Origin of the sequence: Streptomyces sp. NPDC015346 (assembly GCF_043078785.1) — a bacterium.
Classification (GTDB): domain Bacteria; phylum Actinomycetota; class Actinomycetes; order Streptomycetales; family Streptomycetaceae; genus Streptomyces.
The window spans coordinates 89,544-111,680 of record NZ_JBIBTW010000004.1 but is presented as its reverse complement, the minus strand read 5'-3'; the positions used below and the strand labels follow the sequence as shown (position 1 = coordinate 111,680).

Here is a 22,137-nt window from a genome sequence, read left to right as displayed (position 1 = left end):
GATCAAATGAGTGCGGTCGGCACCGGATGAGCGCGAGCGTCTCCACACGAGAAGCATCCGGGTCGCAGCCCCCAAGGGGCCTACATCTAAAAACCCCTCATCAAGGAGCAATCGTGGCGCGCGACAACGCGGCTCCCACCACCGTCCCCACCAAGCACCAGGAACTCGTCTCCTGGGTGAACGAGATCGCAGCGATCACGCAGCCGGACAGCATCGTCTGGTGCGACGGATCCGAGGCCGAGTACGAGCGTCTCTGCGAGGAGCTCGTCGCCAAGGGCACGTTCAAGAAGCTGGACGAGATCAAGCGCCCGAACTCGTACTACGCCGCCTCCGACCCCTCCGACGTCGCGCGCGTCGAGGACCGGACCTTCATCTGCTCCGAGAAGGAGGAGGACGCGGGCCCGACCAACCACTGGAAGGCCCCCGCGGAGATGAAGAAGATCTTCGCCGGTGAGGACGGCATCTTCCGCGGCTCGATGAAGGGCCGCACGATGTACGTCGTGCCCTTCTGCATGGGCCCCGTCGGCTCGCCGCTCTCCGCCATCGGCGTCGAGATCACCGACTCCGCGTACGTCGCCGTCTCCATGCGCACCATGACCCGCATGGGACAGGCCGTCCTCGACCAGCTCGGAGAGGACGGCTTCTTCGTCAAGGCCGTCCACACGCTCGGCGCGCCGCTCGCCGAGGGCGAGGCCGACGTCCCGTGGCCCTGCAACACCACCAAGTACATCTCGCACTTCCCCGAGACCCGCGAGATCTGGTCGTACGGCTCCGGCTACGGCGGCAACGCCCTGCTCGGCAAGAAGTGCTACGCCCTGCGCATCGCGTCCGTCATGGCGCGCGACGAGGGCTGGCTCGCCGAGCACATGCTGATCCTCAAGCTCACCCCGCCGCAGGGCGAGTCGAAGTACGTCGCCGCCGCGTTCCCGTCCGCCTGTGGCAAGACCAACCTCGCCATGCTGGAGCCCACGATCTCCGGCTGGACCGTCGAGACCATCGGCGACGACATCGCCTGGATGCGCTTCGGCGAGGACGGCCGCCTCTACGCGATCAACCCCGAGGCCGGCTTCTTCGGCGTCGCGCCCGGCACCGGCGAGCACACCAACGCCAACGCCATGAAGACCCTGTGGGGCAACGCCGTCTTCACCAACGTCGCGCTGACCGACGACGGCGACGTCTGGTGGGAGGGCATGACCGAGGAGGCTCCCAAGCACCTCACGGACTGGAAGGGCAACGACTGGACCCCGGACTCCGAGACTCCGGCGGCCCACCCCAACGCCCGCTTCACCGTCCCCGCCTCGCAGTGCCCCATCATCGCGCCGGAGTGGGAGGACCCGAAGGGCGTGCCGATCTCGGCGATCCTCTTCGGCGGCCGCCGCGCCTCCGCCGTGCCGCTGGTGACGGAGTCCTTCGACTGGAACCACGGCGTCTTCCTCGGCGCGAACGTCGCCTCCGAGAAGACCGCCGCCGCCGAGGGCAAGGTCGGCGAGCTGCGCCGCGACCCGTTCGCCATGCTGCCGTTCTGCGGCTACAACATGGGCGACTACATGGCGCACTGGGTCAAGGTCGGCGCCGGAGCCGACCAGGCCAAGCTGCCGAAGATCTACTACGTGAACTGGTTCCGCAAGAACGACGCGGGCAAGTTCGTCTGGCCCGGCTTCGGCGAGAACAGCCGTGTCCTGAAGTGGATCGTGGAGCGCCTGGAGGGCAAGGCGGAGGGCGTCGAGACCCCGATCGGCATCCTGCCGACCGTCGAGTCCCTCGACACCGACGGCCTGGACCTGCCGGCCGAGGACCTGGAGTTCCTGCTCAAGGTCGACCGCGACGTCTGGCGCGAGGAGGCCGCCCTGGTCCCCGAGCACCTCAACACCTTCGGTGACCACACGCCGAAGGAGCTGTGGGACCAGTACCGCGCGCTGGTCGAGCGCCTGGGCTGATCCCGCCCCCGAAGACTCGTGGCGGGTCGCCCCGAACACCGCCCTGACCAGTGGGGTCACGAACGGCCCGCCACGACGCACACCGGCCCCCGAGCCCCCTCACGGCCTCGGGGGCCGGTGCCTTTTCCGTAAGAGGTCGGCGGCGGGACAGCGGTGGGTGGCGCCCGGTCCGCGGGCCTTCGCGGCGCGCGGACCGGGGCCGTCAGGGGGTGCCGACCAGCTCGGGAGAGGCCAGGGCCGCGGCGTGCGCGTCCATGCGCTCGGCGGCGAGGATCGCGGCGGCGGTGTCGGCACGGGAGGCGGCGACGACCAGGGCGCGGCCCGCGAGGGCGTGCGCGCGGCGGTGCAGGGACGGGGCGGGCGAGCCGCTCAGTCCGGCGTGGCGGGCCGGCGGCGCGCCACGCAGCCGTGCCACCTGCTCGGCGATGAGGTCGCCGGCGGCCGCGTCGCCCAGCTCGTCCGTGACGGCGAGCAGGGCGGAGAGGTGTCCGGCGAGCTGGATGTCCAGCTCCTCCTCGCGCGAGCGGTGCGGGTACGCGTCCGGAGCGTCGTCGGCCATCCGGTGGACCGACTTGGTGCGGATCGGTTCGTACATGGGGATGGCCTCCTGCAGTAGCTCTGCGGCCATCCTAGCTTAGATTTCGTCTAAAGTTGAGTGGCGTCAACGGGCCGGGAGGCCCCGCCGTCACGGCTGGCTGTAGCCGTCCAGGAACCGCCCGATCCGGGTCACCGCGTCCGCCAGGTCCTGGGCGTTCGGCAGCGTGACGATCCGGAAGTGGTCCGGCTCGTGCCAGTTGAAGCCCGTACCGTGCACCACCATGATCTTCTCGGCCCGCAGCAGGTCGAGGACCATCTGACGATCGTCCTTGATCTTGTAGACGTTCGGGTCGAGGCGCGGGAACAGATACAGGGCGCCCTTCGGCTTCACACAGGTCACCCCGGGGATCCGCGTCAGCAGCTCGTACGCCGTGTCCCGCTGTTCGAGCAGGCGGCCACCGGGCAGGACCAGATCCTCGATCGACTGCCGCCCCTGGAGCGCGGCCGCCACCGCGTGCTGCGCCGGCATGTTGGCGCACAGACGCATGTTCGCGAGGATCGTCAGCCCCTCGATGTACGAGGTGGCGTGGGCCTTCGGGCCGCAGACGGCCAGCCAGCCGGAGCGGAAGCCGGCCACCCGGTAGTTCTTGCTCATCCCGTTGAAGGTGAGGACGAGCAGATCGGGGGCGAGGGCGGCGGTCGGCGTGTGCGTGGTGCCGTCGTAGAGGATCTTGTCGTAGATCTCGTCCGAGCAGACGACCAGGTTGTGGCGCCGGGCGATCTCGGTGAGGGACCGGAGCATCTCGTCGTCGTAGACGGCGCCCGTCGGATTGTTCGGGTTGATGATCACGATCGCCTTGGTGCGGTCGGTGATCTTCCGCTCGATGTCGGCGAGGTCCGGCATCCAGTCCGCCTGCTCGTCGCAGCGGTAGTGCACGGCCGTGCCGCCCGCCAGCGAGACCGAGGCCGTCCACAGCGGATAGTCGGGCGCCGGGACGAGCACCTCGTCGCCGTCGTCGAGCAGCGCCTGCATCGACATCTGGATCAGCTCGGAGACGCCGTTGCCGAGGTAGATGTCCTCGACGGAGAGCGGAATGCCCTTGGTCTCGTAATGGCTCATCACCGCGCGGCGGGCCGACAGCAGCCCCTTCGCGTCGCCGTAGCCGTGCGCGTCGGCGAGGTTGCGCAGCACGTCCTCGAGGATCGCCGGCGGGCACTCGAAACCGAAGGCGGCCGGGTTGCCGGTGTTCAGCTTGAGGATGCGATGACCGGCAGCCTCAAGCCGCATCGCCTCTTCGAGCACCGGGCCTCGGATTTCGTAACAGACGTTGGCGAGCTTCGTGGACTGGATCACCTGCATGACGAGAGCTTACGGCGGGCCGCGACGGGACGCCTCGTGTTTTGGGACACGTCGGGCGCTACCCGGGCGGTACGGAGAGGGGCGGGCGTATGTCGCGAATGTGACCTGGCTCGCTCCAGGGGCGCCGCGATCCCTAGAATTCGCGGCCATGAGCCACCAGGACAACGGCGCCACCGGCGTCCCCGGCAACCCCGAGCGGCGGCGTCGGCACGCGTCGGCGCGCCGTGGGCCGGGCGTGCGGTGGAGTGTCGTCGGCGGGGGCGTCCTCGGCGTCGGACTCCTCGCGGCCGTGGTCGTCGCGGTCGTCGCGGTCGCCGGCGGAACGTTTCGGTCCGGGCAGGACGGCGGGTCGCGGTCCGGTGACGACCGGCGTCCGGGGATGCCCGCCCTGATCCAGGCGGACCCCTCGGAGAGCGGGGACTCCCAGGGGGCGGGCGGAGACGGGGCCGGGGACTCGGGCGGGGACTCGGGGGAGCCGCGGCCCGGCACGGCGACGGAATCCGCGGCCTCTTCCGGGACCGCGACTCCGAGCACCTCCGTTGCTCCGTCCGGGGACCACGGTGCCGGGGCCGGCTCGGGCGCCGGGACCGCCTCGCCCACCGCCGCGGCGGACGGCTCCGGCGACCGGCCGGGCAAGTCGGGGTCGGCCCCCGGCGCCTCGAAGCGCCCGAAGTAGGGGCGGCACCTCGTCTTTCGCACCGGTCACCGGGACCGGCCGCCGTCGCGCGGGTCAGGATAGGTTGACCCGTCATGTGGATTTTGAGTGCCTCCGGATGCCGGTGGCTGGGTGCGGCCGGATCGCTCGCCGTCGCCGTCGGCGGTCTCACGGCCGGAACGCTTCCGGTACGCGAGCCGTGGGGCCTCTGGGCCCCGCGCGGCCCGGCACTCACGGTCGCCGGCGCCGTCCTCGCGTACCTCGGGCTCACGCTGCTCGTGGCGGCCTGGTGGCGGTACGGGCGACTGCTCGCGGACGGCGTACGCGACCGGGTCCTCGTGACCCTCGCGTGCTGGACCGCGCCGCTGCTGCTCGCCCCGCCGCTCTACAGCGCCGACGTCTACAGCTACATCGCCCAGGGCGCGATGGTCCTCGAAGGCCATGACGTCTACGGGGCCGGCCCCTCCGTCCTCGGCCCCGACGACCTGGGCGCCGACGCCGCCGACAGCGTCGGCGGGCACTGGACCGACACCCCCGCGCCGTACGGTCCGGTCTTCCTCCTCCTCGCCCAGGCGGTGGTGAAGGCGACCGGCGGCGAGATCGTGTCGGCCGTGCTCGGGATGCGGCTGATCGCGCTCGGCGCGCTCGCGCTGATCGTGTGGGCGGTCAGGGGGCTGGGGGGTGACGGTGACCACAGCGGGGCGCTGTGGCTGGCGGCTCTGAACCCGCTCCTGCTGATCCACGTCGTCGGCGGCATGCACAACGACGGCCTGATGATCGGGCTGATGCTGAGCGGTGTGCTGCTCGCGGTGCGGGGGCGGTGGGTGCTCGGCTGCGTTCTCGTCGGGCTCGCGATGATGATCAAGTCGCCGGCGGCGGTGGCGCTGCTGTTCATCGGGGTGATGGTGGCCCGCCGGGACGGGGATGGGGACGGGGGCGGGGGCGTACGGGGCGTGGTGAAGGGGCTCGTCCTGCCCGGGCTCGTGGCGGGGGCCGTGGCGGTCGGCGCGACGCTCGTCGCCGGTACCGGGTTCGGCTGGCTCCGTACGCAGAGCGTCGCCGGGGCCATCCACACGGCGCTGTCGGTGACGAATGATGTGGGGCTCGGGCTGGGGTTGCTGTTCGGCGACGACCCGGAGCCGGTCAAGGGCGTGGTGCAGAAGCTGGGGCTGCTGGCGGCGGCGGTGCTCATCCTGGTGCTGGCGTGGCGGGCCTGGAAGGGGCGGATCGATCCGGTCCTGGGGCTTGGGCTCTCGCTGGTGGGGTTGGTGGCGCTCTCGCCGATGGTGCAGCCGTGGTACTTGCTGTGGGGGGCGGTGGTGGTGGGAGCTGTGGCCTGGAGGAGCGGGGCGGGGCTGGTGCTCGGGGTGGTGTCGGCGGCGCTCGTGTACGAGACGGCGCCGTCGGGGCGTACGCCGTGGTACGGGTTTGTGGTGGCGGGTGTGGTCCTGGTCCTGGGGCTTGTGTGGATGCGGCGGGGGGCGGCCGCGCCTCAGACGGTCGACGGCCCCGTGGTGACCGGGCCCCTGGAACGGACGCGCCCGTAAGGGCGCCGTCCCGTGTGCCCACCCGTCCCGCCCTGCGGGACGATTGCCAACGGGGGGTGGGGTGGGCGGGGGCGTGCCCACAACGGGGGTGGGGTGCGGTCAGCGGGGGCGGCGGAGGGTGCGGCCGGGGAGGGTGGGGGTGCGGGTGCCGTCTTCGATGACGAAGGTGCCGTTGATCAGGACGTGGGGGATGCCCGTCGGGAGCGTGCGGGGGGAGGCGTACGTCGAGCCCGCCGCGACCGTCGTCGGGTCGAAGAGGACCAGGTCCGCGCGGTAGCCCTCGCGGACCAGGCCCCGGTCCGGCAGGCGCAGGCGGGCCGCCGGGCGGGAGGTCAGGTGGGCCACGCACTCCTCCAGGGAGAGCACGCCCAGCTCACGCACGTACCGCCCCAGGTAGTGGGGGAACGTGCCGTACGCGCGCGGGTGCGGCTTGAGGCCCTGCAGGATGCCGTCCGAGCCGCCCGTGTGGACCCGGTGGCGCATGATCGCCCGGACGTTCTCCTCGTGGCCGACGTGCTGGAGGATCGTCGTGCCGAGACGGTCCTCCACGAGGAGCCGGCGGGCGGTGGCCCAGCCGTCGACGCGGCGGCCCACGAACCCCGCGAGCCCCGGGTCGCCCACCCCCGAGATCTCGATGGTCTCCCACTCGACCGGGACGCCGTGGCAGCCGTCCGAGCCGGTCTCCTCCAGGTGGTGGCGGATCCGCTCGGAGACCGCCTCGTCCTGGAGCCGGGCCAGGATCGCCTCCGGGCCGCCCTCGCTCGCCCAGCTCGGCAGCAGCGCGACCAGCGTCGTACAGCCGGGGGTGTACGGGTACGTGTCGAGGCTGATGTCCGCGCCCGCGTCGAGCGCCCGGTCGAGGAGGGCCAGGAGGTCCGGCGCCCTGCCCTTGTTCACGCCGAAGTTCATCGTCGCGTGGGCGAGGTGGAGGGCGCAGCCGGCGTCCCGGGCGAGGGCGACCATCTCCTCGTACGCCTGGAGCGCGCCGGCGCCGTACGAGCGGTGGTGCGGGCAGTAGTAGCCGCCGTACCGCGCCACCACCTCGCACAGCGCGGTGAGTTCGGCATCGGGGGCGTACATGCCGGGGGTGTAGGTGAGTCCGGAGGACATGCCGACCGCGCCCTGCTCCATGCCCTCGGCGACCAGCTGCCGCATGCGGTTCAGCTCGGCCTCGGTGGCGGGCCGGTCGTCCCAGCCGACGGCCAGCATGCGGACCGTGCCCTGGGGGATCAGGTACGCCGCGTTCACGGCGATGCCCCGGCCGCCGTGGGCCCGGTCGAGTCGGTCGAGGTACTCGCCGACCGTGCGCCAGTCGAAGTCGAAGTCGATGTCGGAGCCGTCGCCGTTCCAGCCGCTGATCGCCCGGCGGACCTCCGCGAGCGTGCGGTCGTCCACCGGCGCGTACGACAGCCCGTCCTGGCCCAGGACTTCGAGGGTCACTCCCTGCGCGGCCTTGGCGCTGTGGTCGGGGTCCCGCAGGAGCGCGAGGTCGCTGTGGGCGTGCATGTCGATGAAGCCGGGGGCCAGGACGAGCCCCTCGGCGTCCAGGACGCGCCGGGCGGTGGGGCGCCGGCAGCCGGCCGCCGCGCCCTCCTTGACGATCGCGGCGATCCGGCCGCCGTCGAGGGCGACGTCGGCGCGGTAGGAGTCCCCGCCGGAGCCGTCGACGACGTCCACGTCGCGGATGACGAGGTCCATGGTGGCCGGGCTCTCCTAGAAGAACGTACGGATGTAGTCGACGACCGTGCCGTCCGCCTCGACCAGCGGAATCAGCTGCCACTTGTCGAAGGACGTGCAGGGGTGGGAGAGGCCCATGCCGAGCCAGTCGCCGACCTCGATGTCCGCCTCGGGCCCGGTGCGGAGCCAGCCGTGCTGGTCGGACAGGCCGGTCACGGTGATGCCGGTGGCCGGGCGCTGCGCGCCGTCGCGGGCGGAGCGGACCACCTGCGCCTCGGGCAGGTCGAGGTCGTAGGCCGCGTCCCGCTTCCCCGCGTTGGTGAACGCCTGCTCGGGGGTCGGGCGGGAGACGACCTGCGCCCAGAGCCGGAAGGCGGGCTGGAGTGCGCCCTCCTCGGGGACCCGGTTGAAGGGGGTGAGGCGGCGGTAGTGGCCGTCGTCGTGCGAGACGTAGGCGCCCGAGCGCAGCAACTTCAGGACGGGCAGGGAGAGTTCGGGGATCTCGGCGAAGACCTCGGCGACCGTGTCGAACCAGGCGCTGCCGCCCGCGCTGATCACGATCTCGTCGATGTCGGGCGAGAAGCGGCCGGCCTTGTCGAGGTCGGCGGCGAGCGACACGAGCCGGTTCAGCCACTCCCGTACGCGCTCGGTGGTGGCCTGCGGGACCTCGCCCTCATAGCCGGCGACGCCGACCAGACGCAGGGTGGTGGTCGCGGCGACGGCGTCGGCGACGGCGGTGCAGTCGGCTTCCGTACGGGCTCCGGTACGGGCTCCCTCGCCGGCGCCGAGCTCCACGACGACGTCCACGGGGCGGGCCGCGCCGGCCTCGGTCAGGGCCGCGTCCATGAGTTCGACCCCGCGCACGGAGTCGACGTAGCAGATGAAGCGGAAGCCGGGGTCGGCGTCGAGCTCGGCCGCGAGCCAGTGGAGGGCGGGCGCGTCGACGAGTTCGTTCGCGAGGAAGATCCGGGCGATGCCGTGGGCGCGGTAGACCCGGGCCTGGTGCGGGACGGCGGCGGTGATGCCCCACGCGCCGTGCTCCAGCTGGCGGTCGAAGAGCTGGGGTGCCATGGAGGTCTTGCCGTGCGGGGCGAAGGCGAGGCCGTGGTGCTCGGCGTAGGCCTCCAGGACGCGGAGGTTGTGCTCGACGGACTCGGCGGAGAGGGCGAGGACGGGGGTGGTGAAGCCGCCCGTGAAGAGGTTCCGGCGCTGGGCGGCCAGCTCGCCGACGGTCAGGCCCTCGGCGTCCGGGGGCAGGCCCTTGAAGCGGTGGTCGACGCGCTCGTTCGCCAGTTCTGCCGGCATGGGGCCTCCTCTGTGGTGCACGTCTGTTGCGTTGCGGTATGTGCAACAGGCGTTGCGTGTATTGCTTGAAGCTGTCTAACATCCGGGCCAACGCCGGGTCAACGGACCCGATCGATCGCCCAGGAGCCCGAGAGTGCCAGGAAACCCGACCGTGGACGAGCCGTCCGTGGACGTCGTCTGCCTCGGGGAGTCCATGGTCACCTTTCTGCCCTCCCGGCCGGGCCGCCTCGCCGACGTCCCCTCCTTCGCCCGCACCATCGGTGGCGCCGAGTCCAATGTCGCCTGCGCGCTGGCGGCGGCCGGGCACCGTGCGAAGTGGGTCAGCCGGGTGGGGGAGGACGGCTTCGGCGACCACCTGGTGGAGGCGGTCGGGGCGTACGGGGTGGACGTCTCGGCGGTCGGGCGGGACGCCCTGCGGCCGACCGGGATCTACTTCCGTACCGCCACGGACCGGGCGACCGACGGGCACGAGGTCGTCTACCACCGGGCCGGGTCGGCGGCGTCGGCGATGTCGCCGGCGACGGTGGGGTACGAGGCCGTCCGCGGTGGCCGCTTCCTGCACCTGTCCGGGATCACGGCCGCCCTCTCGGACGACTGCCTCCGCCTGATGCGGGAACTGACCGCGCCCCGCGAGGGCCGCCCGACGGTGTCGTTCGACGTGAACTTCCGGCCGGGGCTGTGGCGCGATGCCGCGCACGGCGGTGGTGTGCTGCTGGAACTGGCGCGGGGCGCGGACCTCGTCTTCGTCGGTGCGGACGAGGCGGAAGCGGCGTGGGGGGTGGCGGGTCCCGAGGCGATCCGGGCCCTGCTGCCGGAGCCCACGACGCTGGTCGTGAAGCGGGGCGGCCGGGGTGCGGTGGTGTTCGAGCGGGAAACGTCAGGGGCCGGTGCCGGTGCGGGCGCCGACGCGGACGCCGTCGTCTTCGCCGCCGCGCCCCGTGTCGACGTCGTCGCCGCCGTCGGGGCCGGGGACGCCTTCGCCGCCGGGTTTCTCTCCGGGACGCTGCGCGGCCTGCCCGTACGGGAGCGGATCCGGCACGGGCACCTCATGGCCGCCGCCGCCCTCACCGTCGCCGGTGACCTGGGTGACCTGGGTGACCTGGGTGACCTGGGTGGCCTGGGCGACCTGGGCGACCTCGGGCACGGAGCCGCTTCGCGCGGCTCCTCATGGATCGCGCGCGCCGACCGGCTCGTCGCCCTCGACGACGAGGCCTGGGGGAGACTTCACCTCGGCCCCGGCTGGACGCGTACCGGGGCGGACCAGGAAGGACGTACGCCATGAGCCAGACCGTCGACCGCGCGCTGAGCATCCTGCCGCTGCTCGCGCAGGGCCCCGCCGACCTCGGGCAGGTCGCCGACCGGCTCGGGGTGCACAAGTCCACCGCCCTGCGCCTGCTGCGCACCCTGCACGAGCACGGCCTCGTCTACCGCCAGCAGGACCAGCGCTACCGCCTCGGCGCCCGCCTCTTCGCCCTCGCCCAGGAGGCCGTCGAGAGCCTCGACATCCGCGAGATCGCCCACCCCCACCTCGCCGCGCTCAACGAGCAGACCGGGCACACCGTGCACCTCGCGGTGTACGAGGAGGGCGAGGTCCTCTACATCGACAAGGTCGAGAGCCGCTACCCGGTCCGGATGTACTCGCGCATCGGCAGGCCCGTCGCGATCACCGTCGCCGCCGTCGCCAAGCTGCTCCTCGCCGACCTTCCCGAGCCCGAGCGGCGCGCCGTCGCCGCCAAGCTCGACTACCCCATGTACACGCCCCGTTCGACCCCGAACGCCGCCGCCTTCCTCGCGGAGCTGGCGACGGTACGCGAACAGGGCTGGGCCACCGACCTCGGTGGCCACGAGGAGTCCATCAACTGCGTCGGCGCCCCCGTCCGAGGCGCCGACGGCCGGGTCGTCGCCGCCATGTCGGTCTCGGCGCCCAACGTGGTCGTCACGGCCGAAGAACTCCTCACCCTGCTCCCGCTGGTGCGCCGTACCGCCGACGCCATCAGCCGTGACTACTCAGGCAAGGACCACCACGCATGACCGAGAAGATCGCCCTCACGCCCGCCACCCACACCGCGCCGCCCGCGAAGTTCTCGCACGGTGTCAGGAAGGGCAACATCCTCCAGGTCGCCGGCCAGGTCGGCTTCCTGCCCGCCGTGGCGGGCCAGGACCCCACCCCGGCCGGTCCGACCCTGCGCGAGCAGACCCTCCAGACCTTCGCCAACGTCAAGGCGATCCTGGAGGAGGGCGGCGCGAGCTGGGACGACGTGATGATGATGCGCGTGTACCTCACGGACGTCGACCACTTCGCCGAGATGAACGAGATCTACAACGCGTACTTCGAGGAGCAGGGCCTCAAGGCCCCGGCCGCGGCCCGTACGACGGTCTACGTCGGCCTCCCCAAGGGTCTCCTCATCGAGATCGACGCCCTCGCGGTCCTCGACTGAGCGTGCGCTTGAGCCTGGGCCCGAGCCTGGGCCTGAGCCCGAACCCGAGGGCTCACCCGCCGCAGCCGCCGCATCCTCCGCCGCCGCAGCCGCCCCCGGACGACGGCCGCTCGTGGGCCTTCCGGATCGCGCGGCGCAGGCCCTTGTCCCGTATCCCGTGTGTGCCGAACAGGGCCACGCCGACCGCCTCCGGATCGGCGTGGCCCTGTTCGTGCCCGCAGGCCGGGGCGTTCGCCCAGGAGGAGCCGTCCAGGTGGCGGTGGGTCTCCCGCAGCCGCGCCAGGGCCGCCGCGCCGGCCGGGGTGAGCCGGCCCTGCGGCGAGAACCGGTCGAAGGGCGCGAGGAAGAGGCCGGCCACCAGCAGCGCCAACGCGAGCAGCGAGGTGGCATTGAGCCAGGCCGCACCGCTCTCGCCGACGGCGGCGAACAGCCCGAGGGCGAGGGAGAACAGACAGACCGCGAGGTGCCACCGCCAGGCTCGGCGCCACGCCCGCAGCGGGGCGAGCGGCCGCGACAGACCCGCGTCCACCAGCTCCTGGTCCAGCACCTTCATACGACCGGACGTCACCAGCGCCTCGTGCAGCCGGTGCGTCTTCACCGCTCCCTGGGCCGTCTTCTCCCGTACGAGGAGGCGCAGGCGCTCGGAGCCGTAGGCCTCGCTCCCGCCCGCGCGGGCCTTCTTCCCGTCGAGGACGAGGAGACCGGCCTGGTGCATACCGACGAGCACCGTGTCCGCGACCCGTTCGGGGCCGCCGGCGAGCAGCGCCATGGCCAGGGGATCGGCCGGGCCGGGCGGGTCGGCCGTGTCCGCCGGTTCCGCCGGGTCCGCGGGGCCGACCGGCGCACGGCCCGCGGCACGCCTTCCCACCAGCCGGAACAGTGTCGCCCCGCCCGCCAGGAGCGGTACGAGCAAGGTCAGACCGCCGTCGTACACAGCACGTTCCTTCCCCCGTCGACCTCGTAGGTCCAGTAGATGTTCCGGTCGTCGCGGCTCTGCGAGCAGTAGCCGGCCGGATAGGACTTCTGGGCCTTGTAGTAACCGGTGATCTGGAGCACGGTGTTGAAGCCCTTGGGGACCTTGGTCGCGTCGCAGTTCCAGAGGTTCAGGGTCCGGGACGCGGTGATCGTGTCGCCGCTGCGTTTGGCCACGAAGCACTGGCCCTTGCGGAACTGCCGCTCCACGCAGAGCGTGGTGGCGAAGGTGTAGCGCGAGCCGGAGTGGTACCAGTAGCCGCGGCCGTTGCCGGAGGCGCAGTCCGCGAAGTCGACGCCCGCGGTCGCCGAGGTCACGCGCAGGTAGGCGTTGGCGGCGGAGCAGCTCACCGTCTGCGGGGTCCTCGTCGACCAGGATTCGTAGCCGTCGTCGAAGGCGGTGAGACAGTCGCCGCTCTCGACGGAGCGGAAGGCCAGGTCCACGGCGTCCGGCGTCGGAGTCGGCGCGGGGGTGTACCCGGTGTACCCGGAGGACCCGGAGTCGTACGACGAGGAGGAACCCCTGCCCGTCGAGCCGGAGTCCTCGGTGTTCGCCTGGTAGATGAAGAAGGCCACGACGGCGACCAGGATGATCCCGAACCATCCGCCGCCGCTCTTCCCCGACGGGGCCGGGGAGGGCGGCGCGGGTGTACGGGCTGGGGGCGTCGGAGGCGTACGGGAGGCGCGGGCGCGCCTGAGCCGCTCCTCGTGGGCGGCGAGCGCCGCGGCCATGGCGGCCTGCGCCTCCCGCGCCTGCCCGGCGCGGCGCGCCCGCTCCTCCGGGAGCACCCTCGTCGGTCCCGGTGGCGGGACCGCGCCCGTCCGCTGGTCGACGGTCGGCGCCTGGGAATCCCCCGCCCCGGCCCCCGTCCCCGCTCCTGTCTCCTGGAAGCGGCGCCCCTGACTCTCGTACGCCCCGATGAGCTCCGTCCAGCGCGGTGGCAGCCAGCGGTTGCCGCTGGGGGAGTTCGGCAGGCCGGCGAGCGAGGCGGTGAACTGCGCCAGGACATCGGCCGGTTTCGGCCGGCCGTCCGGCTCCGCCGCCAGGCACGGACGGATCAGCGGGATGAGTTCCTTCGGGAGCCCGTCGAGGTCCAGGTCGCCGCGCTGGACGCGGGAGAGCAGCCGCAGCGTGTCCCCGTCCACCCGATAGGGCGGCCGGCCCACGGCGAGGTGGAAGAGGGTCGCGCCGAGCGAGTAGACGTCGGCCGCGGTCGTCGACTCCTCGCCCCGCGCCTGCTCCGGCGAGGTGAACGCTATGGTCCCGAGGGTGAGCTGCGTCCGGGTGAAGTCGCTGGCGTGGGAGATGCCGAAGTCGATCAGGCGTGGCCCGTCCAGGGGCAGCAGGATGTTCTGCGGCTTCACGTCCCGGTGGACGATGCCCATCCGGTGCAGGGTGACCAGCGCCTCCGCCGTCCCGGCCGCCACCCACCGTACGGCCGAGGCCTGCAGCACGCCCTTCTCGCGGACCAGCTCCGCCAGCGAGGGCGCGGCGATGTACTCGATCGCCATCCACGGCCGGTCGGCGGTGGCGTCCGCGTCGAGCACCCGCGCCGTGTAGCCGCTGGTGACCCGCTGGGCGAGCGCGACCTCGCGCGCGAAGCGCCGGCGGTCCGTCTCCTCGACGACCCCCTCGGCGAGCAGAGTCTTCACGGCGACGAGCCGTCCGCCGCGCGTGCGGCCGAGATAGACCCGGCCCATGCCGCCCGAGCCGAGCCGGCCGAGCAGCCGGTAGCGACCCAGCTGTCGTGGATCGTCCCCGCGCAGTTCCTCTACGCGCGCCCCTGCCCCCGTCATGCCGTACCTCCCCCGTGGTACCGGTCCCCGTCCACAGTGACACGAGGGGGACGGCACGGCCACGGTTCTCCCTGTCCCGGACACGGCCGGGACAGGGAGTTCACGCGATCGATATCAACTCGTGCAGTACTGCGAGGCCTTGCCGATCGAGCGGTACATGCAGTCCGCGTTCTCCAGGAGCTGCAGGACGGCGTCCTTGTTGCGGCTCGTCTCGCGCTCGATCACCTCGTCGGGCGGGTAGAAGCCGCCGCCGGAGGACGAGGCCGGGTACATCTCGAAGGTGTAGCCGAAGATCTTCTGCGCGCCCCACAGATAGTCGTCGATCGACCCGTCCGTGATGTAGAGGTCGCTGGACTGCTCGGCGGTGTAGCCGTTGCTCGCGGCCATCTTCTGTCCGACGGCCGCGAAGGCGTCGCGGTCGTCCTGGGTCATGCCGGGCGCGGTGTTCGCGGTGGTGTAGCCGTACGGCCAGAGCACCAGCTCGCTGTACGTGTGGAAGTCGATGCCGGCCTTGATCTGCTGCTTGCCGCCCACCACGCGGGAGCGGACGAAGTCGGCGACGACCTTCACCTCGGGGGCGGACTCGGGGGCGGTGCCCCGGTAGGTCTCGGAGCTGGTGGAGCCGGAGGAGCCGCCGCAGCAGCCCCACTTGTAGTTCCAGTTGCGGTTCATGTCGGTGCCGACGTAGCTGGAGCCGGAGTTGGGCTGCCGGTTCTTGCGCCAGCTGCGGTAGGAGCCGGAGGCGATGTCGTACTCGCCGCCGTCGGGGTTGAGGTCCGGCACGATCCAGATCTCGCGGCTGTTCACCACGTTCGTGATCCGGGAGTCCGTCCCGTAGCCCGCGCCCAGCTCGCGGAGCAGGTAAAGCGCCATCTCGACGGTGAGGTGCTCGCGTGCGTGCTGGTGGTGGGTGAAGAGGACCTCGGGCTCGTTCTCGTCCGTGGCCACGTTGTCGCTGATCTTGATGGCGACGATGTCGCGGCCCTGGTACGTCTTGCCGATGACCCGCTTGTTCATGATGCCCGGGTACTGGGTGAGCCGCTGGTTGATCTCCGCGTTCATCTCGGCGTAGTTGTGGTAGCGCGAGTCGGCGGAGGGGAAGTCGAGCGGGGTGACGTCGAGGCCCTCGACGGTGCGGTCCGGGGGCCCGGGCAGAGCGGTGACCTTGTAGCCGAGGGCCTTGACCTTCCGCAGCTGGTCCGCGTTGGCGCTGATCACGACCGAGCGGGCGTCGACCTCGTCGATCGAGACCCCGGTGGCGGCGAGGGCGGTGCGGGCGGCCACCGTGGAGGGTCCGGCGACTTCGTACTGCCGGATCACCTCTTCGGCGGAGGCGGAGGTCGAGGTGGCGGGGGCGGTGGCGGCGGTCGGCGTCGGGTCGGCCCCGGCCGGGGTGGCGCTTGCGGCGAGTGGCGTCGCCACGGCGAGCGCGAGAAGGGCCGCGAGGGTGGCGGACCTTCTTCCGCGAATGCGAAGTCGCATGCTGTCTCCTGGGTGGGGAGTGTGGGGGTGTGCGACAGGACAGGTGCGGGTGTCCGGCCACATCGTCCGGCTATGGCATGCACCGGTCAAGGAGTCGTCTTCGGCCATACTGTGCGCGTGGGGACGCTGATCGGTAGGTACGAGGTCGAGCACAAGCTAGGCGAAGGCGGCATGGGCACCGTGTATTTGGCGCGCTCGCGCGGCGGGCGCGCGGTCGCGGTGAAGGTGGCACGGCCGGAACTCGCCTCGGATCCGGCCTTCCGCGCCCGTTTCAGGGCGGAGGTGGAGGCGGCCCGGAGGGTCGGCGGCTTCCACACCGCCCAGGTCGTGGACGCGGACCCGGAGGCCGAGGCGCCCTGGCTGGCGACCGCGTACATCCCCGGCCCCACCCTCGCCGGCCTGGTCGCGGCCGAAGGACCCCTGTCCGAACCGCGGCTGCGGGCACTCGGGGCCGCGCTCGCCGAGGCGCTGGAGGCCATCCACGCCTGCGGGCTCGTCCACCGCGACCTCAAGCCGGGCAACATCGTCATGGCGGCCGACGGCCCCCGGGTCCTCGACTTCGGGATCGCCCGCGCCCTGGAGTCGACCCGCCTGACGGCCACCGGGGCGGCCTTCGGCACCCCCGGCTACCTCGCCCCGGAGCAGGCCCTCGGCGAGGAGGTGACCGGCGCGGCCGACGTCTTCGCGCTCGGCGCCGTCCTCGTCGCGGCGGCCGGCGGGCGGCCCTTCGGAGACGGCACCCCAATGGGCCTGATGTACCGCACGGTCCACGAGACCCCGGACCTGGCCTCCGTACCGGCAGGGCTGCGCGGCCTGGTGGGGGCGTGCCTGGCGAAGGCCCCGGGGGAGCGCCCGACCCCTGGCGAGATCCTGGACACCCTGGCGGGCGCGCCGCCGCTGCGGGAGGGGGCGACGCCCACGCTCGTCGTACGGGACGCGGCGCCGGTGCCTGTGGGGGATGCCGGGCCGGCACCCGTACGGGACCAGGCACCGCCACCCGTACGGGACCAGGCACCGCCACCCGTACGAGACCAGGCGCCGCCACCCGTACGAGAGGTGCCGCCGGTGCCCGCCCTGCCCACCATGCCGGCGGAGCCGCCCCCGCCCGCGCCCGCGCTCGTCGCCGCCGACGGGGACTGCGGGGTGGTCGCCGACGCCGACGGGATCCGCTTCGAAGTCTTCGACGAGGAGGCCGAGTTCGCCTGGGCGGAGATCGGGTCCGTCGAGTACGAGTCCGCCCGCAGGGGCCGGCAGCTCCGTGTCGTCGTCACGCTGTACGACGGCTCGGCCTACGACTGCGAGGTCAACGGCCGCTCCGCCCTGGTGAAGGAGTGGATCGCCCAGCTCGAGCTCGTCCTCCGCCACTGCATGCCGCGCCAGCCACGCTAGCCGCGCCGGCCGCGCACGCGGGCGGCGCCGCCGGGGGGAAGACCGGCGGCGCCACCGTCTCCGTACCGTCTCCATACCGTCGCGTCGTTACGGCAGGTTGTGGACGTGCGGGCCGACGGCGTTGGACCAGGCGTTCCCGGCCGTCGCGTCCCAGTTGGTCGACCAGGTCATCGCGCCGCGCAGGTCCGGCCAGGTCCGGGCGGGCTTGAAGGTGCCGCAGCCGGTGCCACGGGTCAGGCAATCCAGCGCGTTCTTCACGATCGACGGGTCGACGTAGCCGCTGCCCGCGCCCCGGGTGGAGGCGGGCACGCCCAGACCGACCTGGGAGGCGTCGAGGCCGCCCTGGAGCTGGATGCAGGCGAGCGCGGTGAGGAAGTCCACCGAGCCCTGGCTGTAGACCTTGCCGTCACAGCCCAGCATCGAACCGCTGTTGTAGTACTGCATGTTGACCACCGTGAGGATGTCCTTCACGGCGAGCGCGGTCTTGAAGTACTCGGTGCCGGTGTTCTGCATGTCGATGGTCTGCGGGGCCATCGTCAACACCATCGAAGAGCCCGCCTTGGCGGAGAGCTGGCGCAGCGCCTTCGTCAGGTACGTCGAGTTGATGCCGTGCTCCAGGTCGATGTCGACCCCGTTGAAGCCGTACTCCTGCATCAGGGCGTACGCGCTGTTCGCGAAGGCGGTCGCGGAGGCGTCACTGTTGATGGTGACGTTCCCCTTCTCGCCGCCGACCGAGATGACGACCGACTTGCCTGCGGCCTTCTTGGCGGCGATGTCCGCCTTGAAGTCGGCGACGGAGGCGTAGCCGACGGCGGGGTCGAGGTTGAAGACGATCTGGCCGGGCGTGGCGGTGGAGTCGGCGAAGGAGACGGCGATGATGTCGTACTGCGCCTGTACGTCCCGCAGCTTCTGGACGGTCGCTCCGTTGTCGAAGTTCTGCCAGTAGCCGGTCAGCGCGTGCTTGGGCACGGCCGGCCCGGGCCCGGGGTTCGTCACCGTGCCGGTCCGCGCCGAGACGGTGGCGGACTTGGCCGACTCGCCCGCCGCGTTCGTCGCGGTGACCTGGAACTGGTACGTGGTGTCGGCGGCCAGGCCGGTCACGGTGGCGGAGGGGCCGCTCACCGAGAGGACCTTGGTGCCGCCCCGGTAGACGTTGTAGCCCGTGGCGCCCGAGACCGCGTTCCAGCTCAGGGCGACGGAGGACGAGGTGACGGTACCGGCGGCGAGACCGGCGGGGGCCGCCGGGACGACCGGGTCGGGGTCGGTGCCGCCGCCCCCGTCGGGGCCGAAGACGGAGACGTCGTCGACGTGGTAGGCGGCCTGTCCGTACCAGCCGTGGGTGTAGACGGTCACGGAGGTGGTGTTCGCGCCCGTGGTGAAGGTCGTCGTCAGCTGCTTCCACGAGGAGCTGTCCGGGGTCCAGGTGGAGACGTCCGTGGTCCCCGTGCCGCTCGCGCCGAGGTAGGCGTACCCGCCCTGGACCCAGGCGCTCAGCCTGTACGTCGAGTTCGGCTTCACGGTCACGAGCTGGGTGCACTTGGCGTGGTCCTGGCCGCCGGGGGTGGCCTTGAGGGCTCCGGCTCCGGTCCGTACCGGCGAGGAGACGGCCGTGCCGCTGCCGGCGGAACAGGTCCAGTGGGCGGTCCCGGACTCGAAGCCCGCGTTCTTGGCGACGTTGACGTCCGCGGCCTGCGCGGTGCCCGCGCCGCCGACGAGGACGAGTCCGGAGCCGACGGCGAGCGCGAGGGCGCCGCCGATCCATCTGCGGGAGCGTGTGGTGGTGCGGTCCACTTGCTGCCTCCGGTGGGGGAGTTGAGGGGGGTGTCGATCTGGTGGGGAGGAAGTCGGAACGGTGGCCACCGTTGGGGGAACAAGCTGGTCCAGACCAATCGGGTTGTCAAGTCCTCTGGCGGCAAAGGGGGTTGACGCATGGGTCCAGGGACCCATCACCGGACCTATCGCCGGACCCGGCACCGGGCCCAACATCAGGCCCATCGCGGACCCAAGGGGGCCCAAGGTGGACCCAAAGAAACCCCCTCCGCTTAACGGATTGTGTGTTCACCACCCCGTACCTCGTGGATAAAGTGCACTCACGCAGACGCAGTGACGCGGTGAACGCGGTGAGTGACGTGGACGGGGAGCCTGACGTGCCGACAGCGATCGCGGTCACCAGTGCTGACCTGGTGCTGCCGCCGACCGACCAACAGACGCCGAACGCCGTCGTCCTGCCCCCGCCCGGCACCCAGCCGCTCGCCTCCGCCGTCGCCGACCTCCAGCTCCTCCTCGACCGGTACGGCCACGTCATCGTGGTCTGCCCCACCTCCGTACCGACCGCGACCGAGCAGCGCCTGCACGCCGTACGGTCCCTCCTGGAGAGCGACCGGATCGCGCTGGTGAAGTCCGATCTGCCGCCCCTCGGCACCGCCGTGCTCGCCCGGCAGCTCCGCCAGCTGTCCATCTGCGACTTCAGCCCCGGAGTCGTCGCCTCCGCCGCCCGGCTGCTCGCCCACTACATCTACGCCGGGGCCGTCCTCGGCTCCGTGGCCAGGCTCGACCGCGTACCGGTCAGTCTGAAGTCACACCTCAAGGGCTGGATGCCGGGCGCCCAGTTCGCGGTGCTCGCCGGGCCCGTGCCGCAGCTCGTCAAGCTCGGACCGGGAGCCGAGCCGCCGGCCGGACCCGAGTTCGCCACCCAGCTCCTCCTCGCCAGGGGCCAGCTCCAGACCGACTGGCCGATCTCCACCCTCGCCCCCCGATGGCAGGTCCAGGGGGTGCAGGAGGCACCGCTGCCCGCCGACTCGCCGGGGTGGTGGGGCACCGGCCGCCTGGTGGAGTTCGCCGCCCACCTGCCCGACCTCGCGGTCCTGCACCACCTGGTCTCCTCCGTACGGCGCGAGACCTGCCACTGGTGCCGGATGGAACTCATCGGCGACCGCTGCGGCTTCTGCTCCGCCCCGCTCCCCACGTCCCCGCCCGGTCCCCGTCCGCCGAGTCACACGTATCCGATAGAGGTCGTACGGCAATGAACTCCCGCCAGCGTCGTGGCGTCATCCTCCTCCTGCTCTCCGTGCTGTGCGCGCTCGCCGCCTTCGCCGGCGTCCTCTCGGTGATCGGCGACGTGAACTCCAAGGTCGGGCCCGAGGTGACCGCGTACCGGGTGAAGAGCGACGTGAAGCCATACGAGCCGCTGAGCGACGGGCAGTTCGAGAAGGTGTCGATGCCCGAGCGCTGGCTCCCGGACACCGCCGTCACCGATCTCGCCCAGATCGAGGGGAAGATCGCCGTCACCCGCCTCCGCGCCGGATCCCTCCTCCAGGCCGACATGATCGTGAAACGGCCCGCGCTCCAGCCGGGACAGCAGGAGATCGCCATCATGATCGACGCCGCGACCGGAGTCGCCGGCAAGATCACCCCCGGCGCGACGGTCAACATCTACGCCACCTTCGCCGGCGAGAAGGGGGGCCCGCCCGCCCAGTCCAAGGTCATCGTCAGCAACGCCCGCGTCATCGACGTCGGCGAGCTGACCCCGATCAGCGCCGCCCGCTCCGCCGACCGGAACAGCCGCGCCACCGAGGCCGTCCCGATCACCTTCGCCCTCTCCACCCTCGACACCCAGCGCGTCGCCTACGCCGAGTCCTTCGCCGAGCACGTACGACTCGCCCTGGTCGCCCCCGGCGGCGAGCCCACGATCGCCCCCGGCGACCGCACCTACACGCTCGACAAGGACAAGTGAGGCCCGGTATGACCACCAGGATCCTGCCGGCCGTCGCGGACGCCGACGCGGCCCGGGCCGTCACCACGCTGCTCAGTCAGCTCCCCGACACCGAGCCCGCCACCCCCGTCCCCGACTCCACCCAGCTCGTCGACACCCTCGCCCGGCTCGCCGCGGACTCCCTCGACGAACTGCCCGAAGTCGTCCTGGTCCACGAACGGATCGGCCCCGTCCCCGCCCTCGAACTCATCCGCGAGGTCGCGCTCCGCTTCCCCGCCGTCGGGGTCGTCCTCATCACCGCCGACGCCAGCCCCGTCCTCTTCTCCGCCGCCATGGACTCCGGCGCGCGGGGTCTTGTCACCCTTCCCCTGGGGTACGAGGAACTGGCCAGCCGCGTTCAGGCCGCGGCGCAGTGGTCCGTGGGCGTCCGGCGCCACCTCGGCGCGGGCGCCGACGTCCTCACCGGCCCCGGCGGCACCGTCGTCACCGTCAGCGGCGCCAAGGGAGGCGTCGGCACCACGGTCACCGCCGTCCAGCTCGCCCTCGCCGCCCGCGCCTCGGGCCGTACCGTCGCCCTCGTCGACCTGGACCTCCAGGGCGGCGACATCGCCTCCTACCTCGACGTACAGTTCCGGCGCTCCGTCGCCGACCTCGCGGCCGTCGACGACATCTCGCCCCGCGTCCTCCAGGACGCCGTCTACACCCACGAGACGGGCATCGCCCTCCTCCTCGCGCCCGGCGAGGGCGAACGCGGCGAAGAGGTCGCCGACCGCTCCGCCCGCCAGATCGTCAGCGCGCTCCGCTCCCGCCACGACGTCGTGGTCGTCGACTGTGGCACGTACCTCCACGGCGCCAACGCGGCGGCCGTGGAGATGGCCGACGCGGCCGTCCTCGTCGTCACCCCCGACGTCGTCGCCGTGCGGGCCGCGAAGCGGGTCGTACGGATGTGGGACCGCCTCCAGGTCCGCAAGGCGGAGGAGACGATCTGCCTGGTCAATCGCTACACCCGCGCCACCGAGATCCAGCCCCCGCTCATCCAGAAGATCACCGGCACCCGGATGGCGGGCGTCGTCGTGCCCGCCCACTTCAAGGAGCTCCAGGGTGTGGTGGACGCGGGCCGCATGCACGAACTGGACGCCCGGTCGACGGTGAAGCAGGCGCTGTGGTCGTTCGCGGGGGAGCTGGGCCTGGTGGCGGCACCCGATGGGGGTTCCGCGCAGCCCGGCAAGCACCCCGGCAGGCAGCCCGGCAAGCAGTTGGCGCGGGTGGCGCGCGCCAACGACCGGGGCTCGCTGGGGCTGCGGCGCGGACGCGGGAAAGGACGCTGAC

18 protein-coding genes are annotated in these 22,137 nt (G+C 72.2%); 10 read left to right on the top strand and 8 right to left on the bottom strand.

Translation table 11 applies throughout. The annotated features are described in order from the left end of the window. Positions 1–113 precede the first annotated feature (113 nt). Positions 114–1,937, top strand: coding sequence for a phosphoenolpyruvate carboxykinase (GTP) (locus ACF06X_RS15510; RefSeq protein ID WP_392287804.1), 1,824 nt, complete (start codon positions 114–116; stop codon positions 1,935–1,937). Positions 1,938–2,139: 202 nt separating this feature from the next. Here the strand turns inward: ACF06X_RS15510 and ACF06X_RS15505 are convergent, their stop codons facing one another. Both ACF06X_RS15505 and ACF06X_RS15500 read right to left on the bottom strand, forming a co-directional pair. Then, positions 2,140–2,532 (bottom strand): hypothetical protein, encoded by a 393-nt coding sequence (locus ACF06X_RS15505; RefSeq protein ID WP_392287803.1) that lies wholly within the window; start codon positions 2,530–2,532, stop codon positions 2,140–2,142. Between the two features lie 90 nt (positions 2,533–2,622). Beyond that, positions 2,623–3,834 carry a pyridoxal phosphate-dependent aminotransferase gene (locus tag ACF06X_RS15500; RefSeq protein ID WP_392287802.1) on the bottom strand — a complete coding sequence of 404 codons (1,212 nt, stop codon included), beginning with the start codon at positions 3,832–3,834 and terminating at the stop codon, positions 2,623–2,625. Positions 3,835–3,982: 148 nt separating this feature from the next. Between ACF06X_RS15500 and ACF06X_RS15495 the strand changes: the two genes are divergently transcribed. After that, on the top strand, positions 3,983–4,510 hold the full coding sequence (locus tag ACF06X_RS15495; RefSeq protein ID WP_392287801.1) for a hypothetical protein: 528 nt from the start codon (positions 3,983–3,985) through the stop codon (positions 4,508–4,510). A 74-nt stretch (positions 4,511–4,584) separates the two neighbouring features. Continuing rightward, positions 4,585–6,036 carry a polyprenol phosphomannose-dependent alpha 1,6 mannosyltransferase MptB gene (mptB, locus tag ACF06X_RS15490; RefSeq protein ID WP_392287800.1) on the top strand — a complete coding sequence of 484 codons (1,452 nt, stop codon included), beginning with the start codon at positions 4,585–4,587 and terminating at the stop codon, positions 6,034–6,036. Positions 6,037–6,135: 99 nt separating this feature from the next. Here mptB and ACF06X_RS15485 read toward each other — a convergent pair whose 3' ends face one another. Both ACF06X_RS15485 and ACF06X_RS15480 read right to left on the bottom strand, forming a co-directional pair. Beyond that, positions 6,136–7,734: an amidohydrolase family protein gene (locus ACF06X_RS15485; RefSeq protein ID WP_392287799.1), complete on the bottom strand. Its 1,599-nt coding sequence runs from the start codon at positions 7,732–7,734 to the stop codon at positions 6,136–6,138. Positions 7,735–7,749: 15 nt separating this feature from the next. Then, a complete protein-coding gene (locus tag ACF06X_RS15480; protein WP_392287798.1) occupies positions 7,750–9,018 on the bottom strand; it encodes an amino acid deaminase in 1,269 nt (422 codons plus the stop codon). Positions 9,019–9,211: 193 nt separating this feature from the next. Between ACF06X_RS15480 and ACF06X_RS15475 the strand changes: the two genes are divergently transcribed. From ACF06X_RS15475 to ACF06X_RS15465, 3 genes are read left to right on the top strand one after another with little or no spacing between them, the layout of a single operon-like run. Beyond that, positions 9,212–10,300 carry a sugar kinase gene (locus ACF06X_RS15475; protein WP_392288413.1) on the top strand — a complete coding sequence of 363 codons (1,089 nt, stop codon included), beginning with the start codon at positions 9,212–9,214 and terminating at the stop codon, positions 10,298–10,300. Further along, on the top strand, positions 10,297–11,049 hold the full coding sequence (locus ACF06X_RS15470; RefSeq protein WP_392287797.1) for an IclR family transcriptional regulator: 753 nt from the start codon (positions 10,297–10,299) through the stop codon (positions 11,047–11,049). The genes ACF06X_RS15475 and ACF06X_RS15470 overlap by 4 nt, the downstream gene beginning before the upstream one ends. Continuing rightward, positions 11,046–11,456: a RidA family protein gene (locus tag ACF06X_RS15465; RefSeq protein ID WP_392287796.1), complete on the top strand. Its 411-nt coding sequence runs from the start codon at positions 11,046–11,048 to the stop codon at positions 11,454–11,456. Before ACF06X_RS15470 ends, ACF06X_RS15465 begins: the two co-directional genes overlap by 4 nt. 52 nt (positions 11,457–11,508) lie before the next feature. Here ACF06X_RS15465 and ACF06X_RS15460 read toward each other — a convergent pair whose 3' ends face one another. From ACF06X_RS15460 to ACF06X_RS15450, 3 genes are all read right to left on the bottom strand, one after another. After that, positions 11,509–12,390: a TIGR04222 domain-containing membrane protein gene (locus ACF06X_RS15460; protein WP_392287795.1), complete on the bottom strand. Its 882-nt coding sequence runs from the start codon at positions 12,388–12,390 to the stop codon at positions 11,509–11,511. Then, a complete protein-coding gene (locus tag ACF06X_RS15455; protein ID WP_392287794.1) occupies positions 12,372–14,225 on the bottom strand; it encodes a serine/threonine-protein kinase in 1,854 nt (617 codons plus the stop codon). Before ACF06X_RS15455 ends, ACF06X_RS15460 begins: the two co-directional genes overlap by 19 nt. Before the next feature lie 114 nt (positions 14,226–14,339). Beyond that, positions 14,340–15,707, bottom strand: coding sequence for a M14 family metallopeptidase (locus tag ACF06X_RS15450; RefSeq protein WP_392287793.1), 1,368 nt, complete (start codon positions 15,705–15,707; stop codon positions 14,340–14,342). Between the two features lie 72 nt (positions 15,708–15,779). Between ACF06X_RS15450 and ACF06X_RS15445 the strand changes: the two genes are divergently transcribed. Continuing rightward, on the top strand, positions 15,780–17,096 hold the full coding sequence (locus tag ACF06X_RS15445) for a serine/threonine-protein kinase (RefSeq protein ID WP_392287792.1): 1,317 nt from the start codon (positions 15,780–15,782) through the stop codon (positions 17,094–17,096). A gap of 87 nt (positions 17,097–17,183) precedes the next feature. On the opposite strand, the gene ACF06X_RS15440 is transcribed toward ACF06X_RS15445, so the two are convergent. Continuing rightward, positions 17,184–18,887 (bottom strand): chitinase, encoded by a 1,704-nt coding sequence (locus tag ACF06X_RS15440; RefSeq protein WP_392287791.1) that lies wholly within the window; start codon positions 18,885–18,887, stop codon positions 17,184–17,186. Positions 18,888–19,243: 356 nt separating this feature from the next. Here ACF06X_RS15440 and ACF06X_RS15435 point away from each other — a divergent pair, with 356 nt between their 5' ends. Genes ACF06X_RS15435 through ACF06X_RS15425 form a run of 3 tightly spaced genes read left to right on the top strand, consistent with a single transcriptional unit; the run spans position 19,244 to position 22,136 of the window. Next, positions 19,244–20,122 (top strand): hypothetical protein, encoded by an 879-nt coding sequence (locus tag ACF06X_RS15435; RefSeq protein WP_392287790.1) that lies wholly within the window; start codon positions 19,244–19,246, stop codon positions 20,120–20,122. Further along, on the top strand, positions 20,119–20,829 hold the full coding sequence (gene cpaB / locus ACF06X_RS15430; protein ID WP_392287789.1) for a Flp pilus assembly protein CpaB: 711 nt from the start codon (positions 20,119–20,121) through the stop codon (positions 20,827–20,829). Before ACF06X_RS15435 ends, cpaB begins: the two co-directional genes overlap by 4 nt. A gap of 8 nt (positions 20,830–20,837) precedes the next feature. Then, a complete protein-coding gene (locus ACF06X_RS15425; protein ID WP_392287788.1) occupies positions 20,838–22,136 on the top strand; it encodes a CpaE family protein in 1,299 nt (432 codons plus the stop codon). Position 22,137 lies beyond the last annotated feature (1 nt).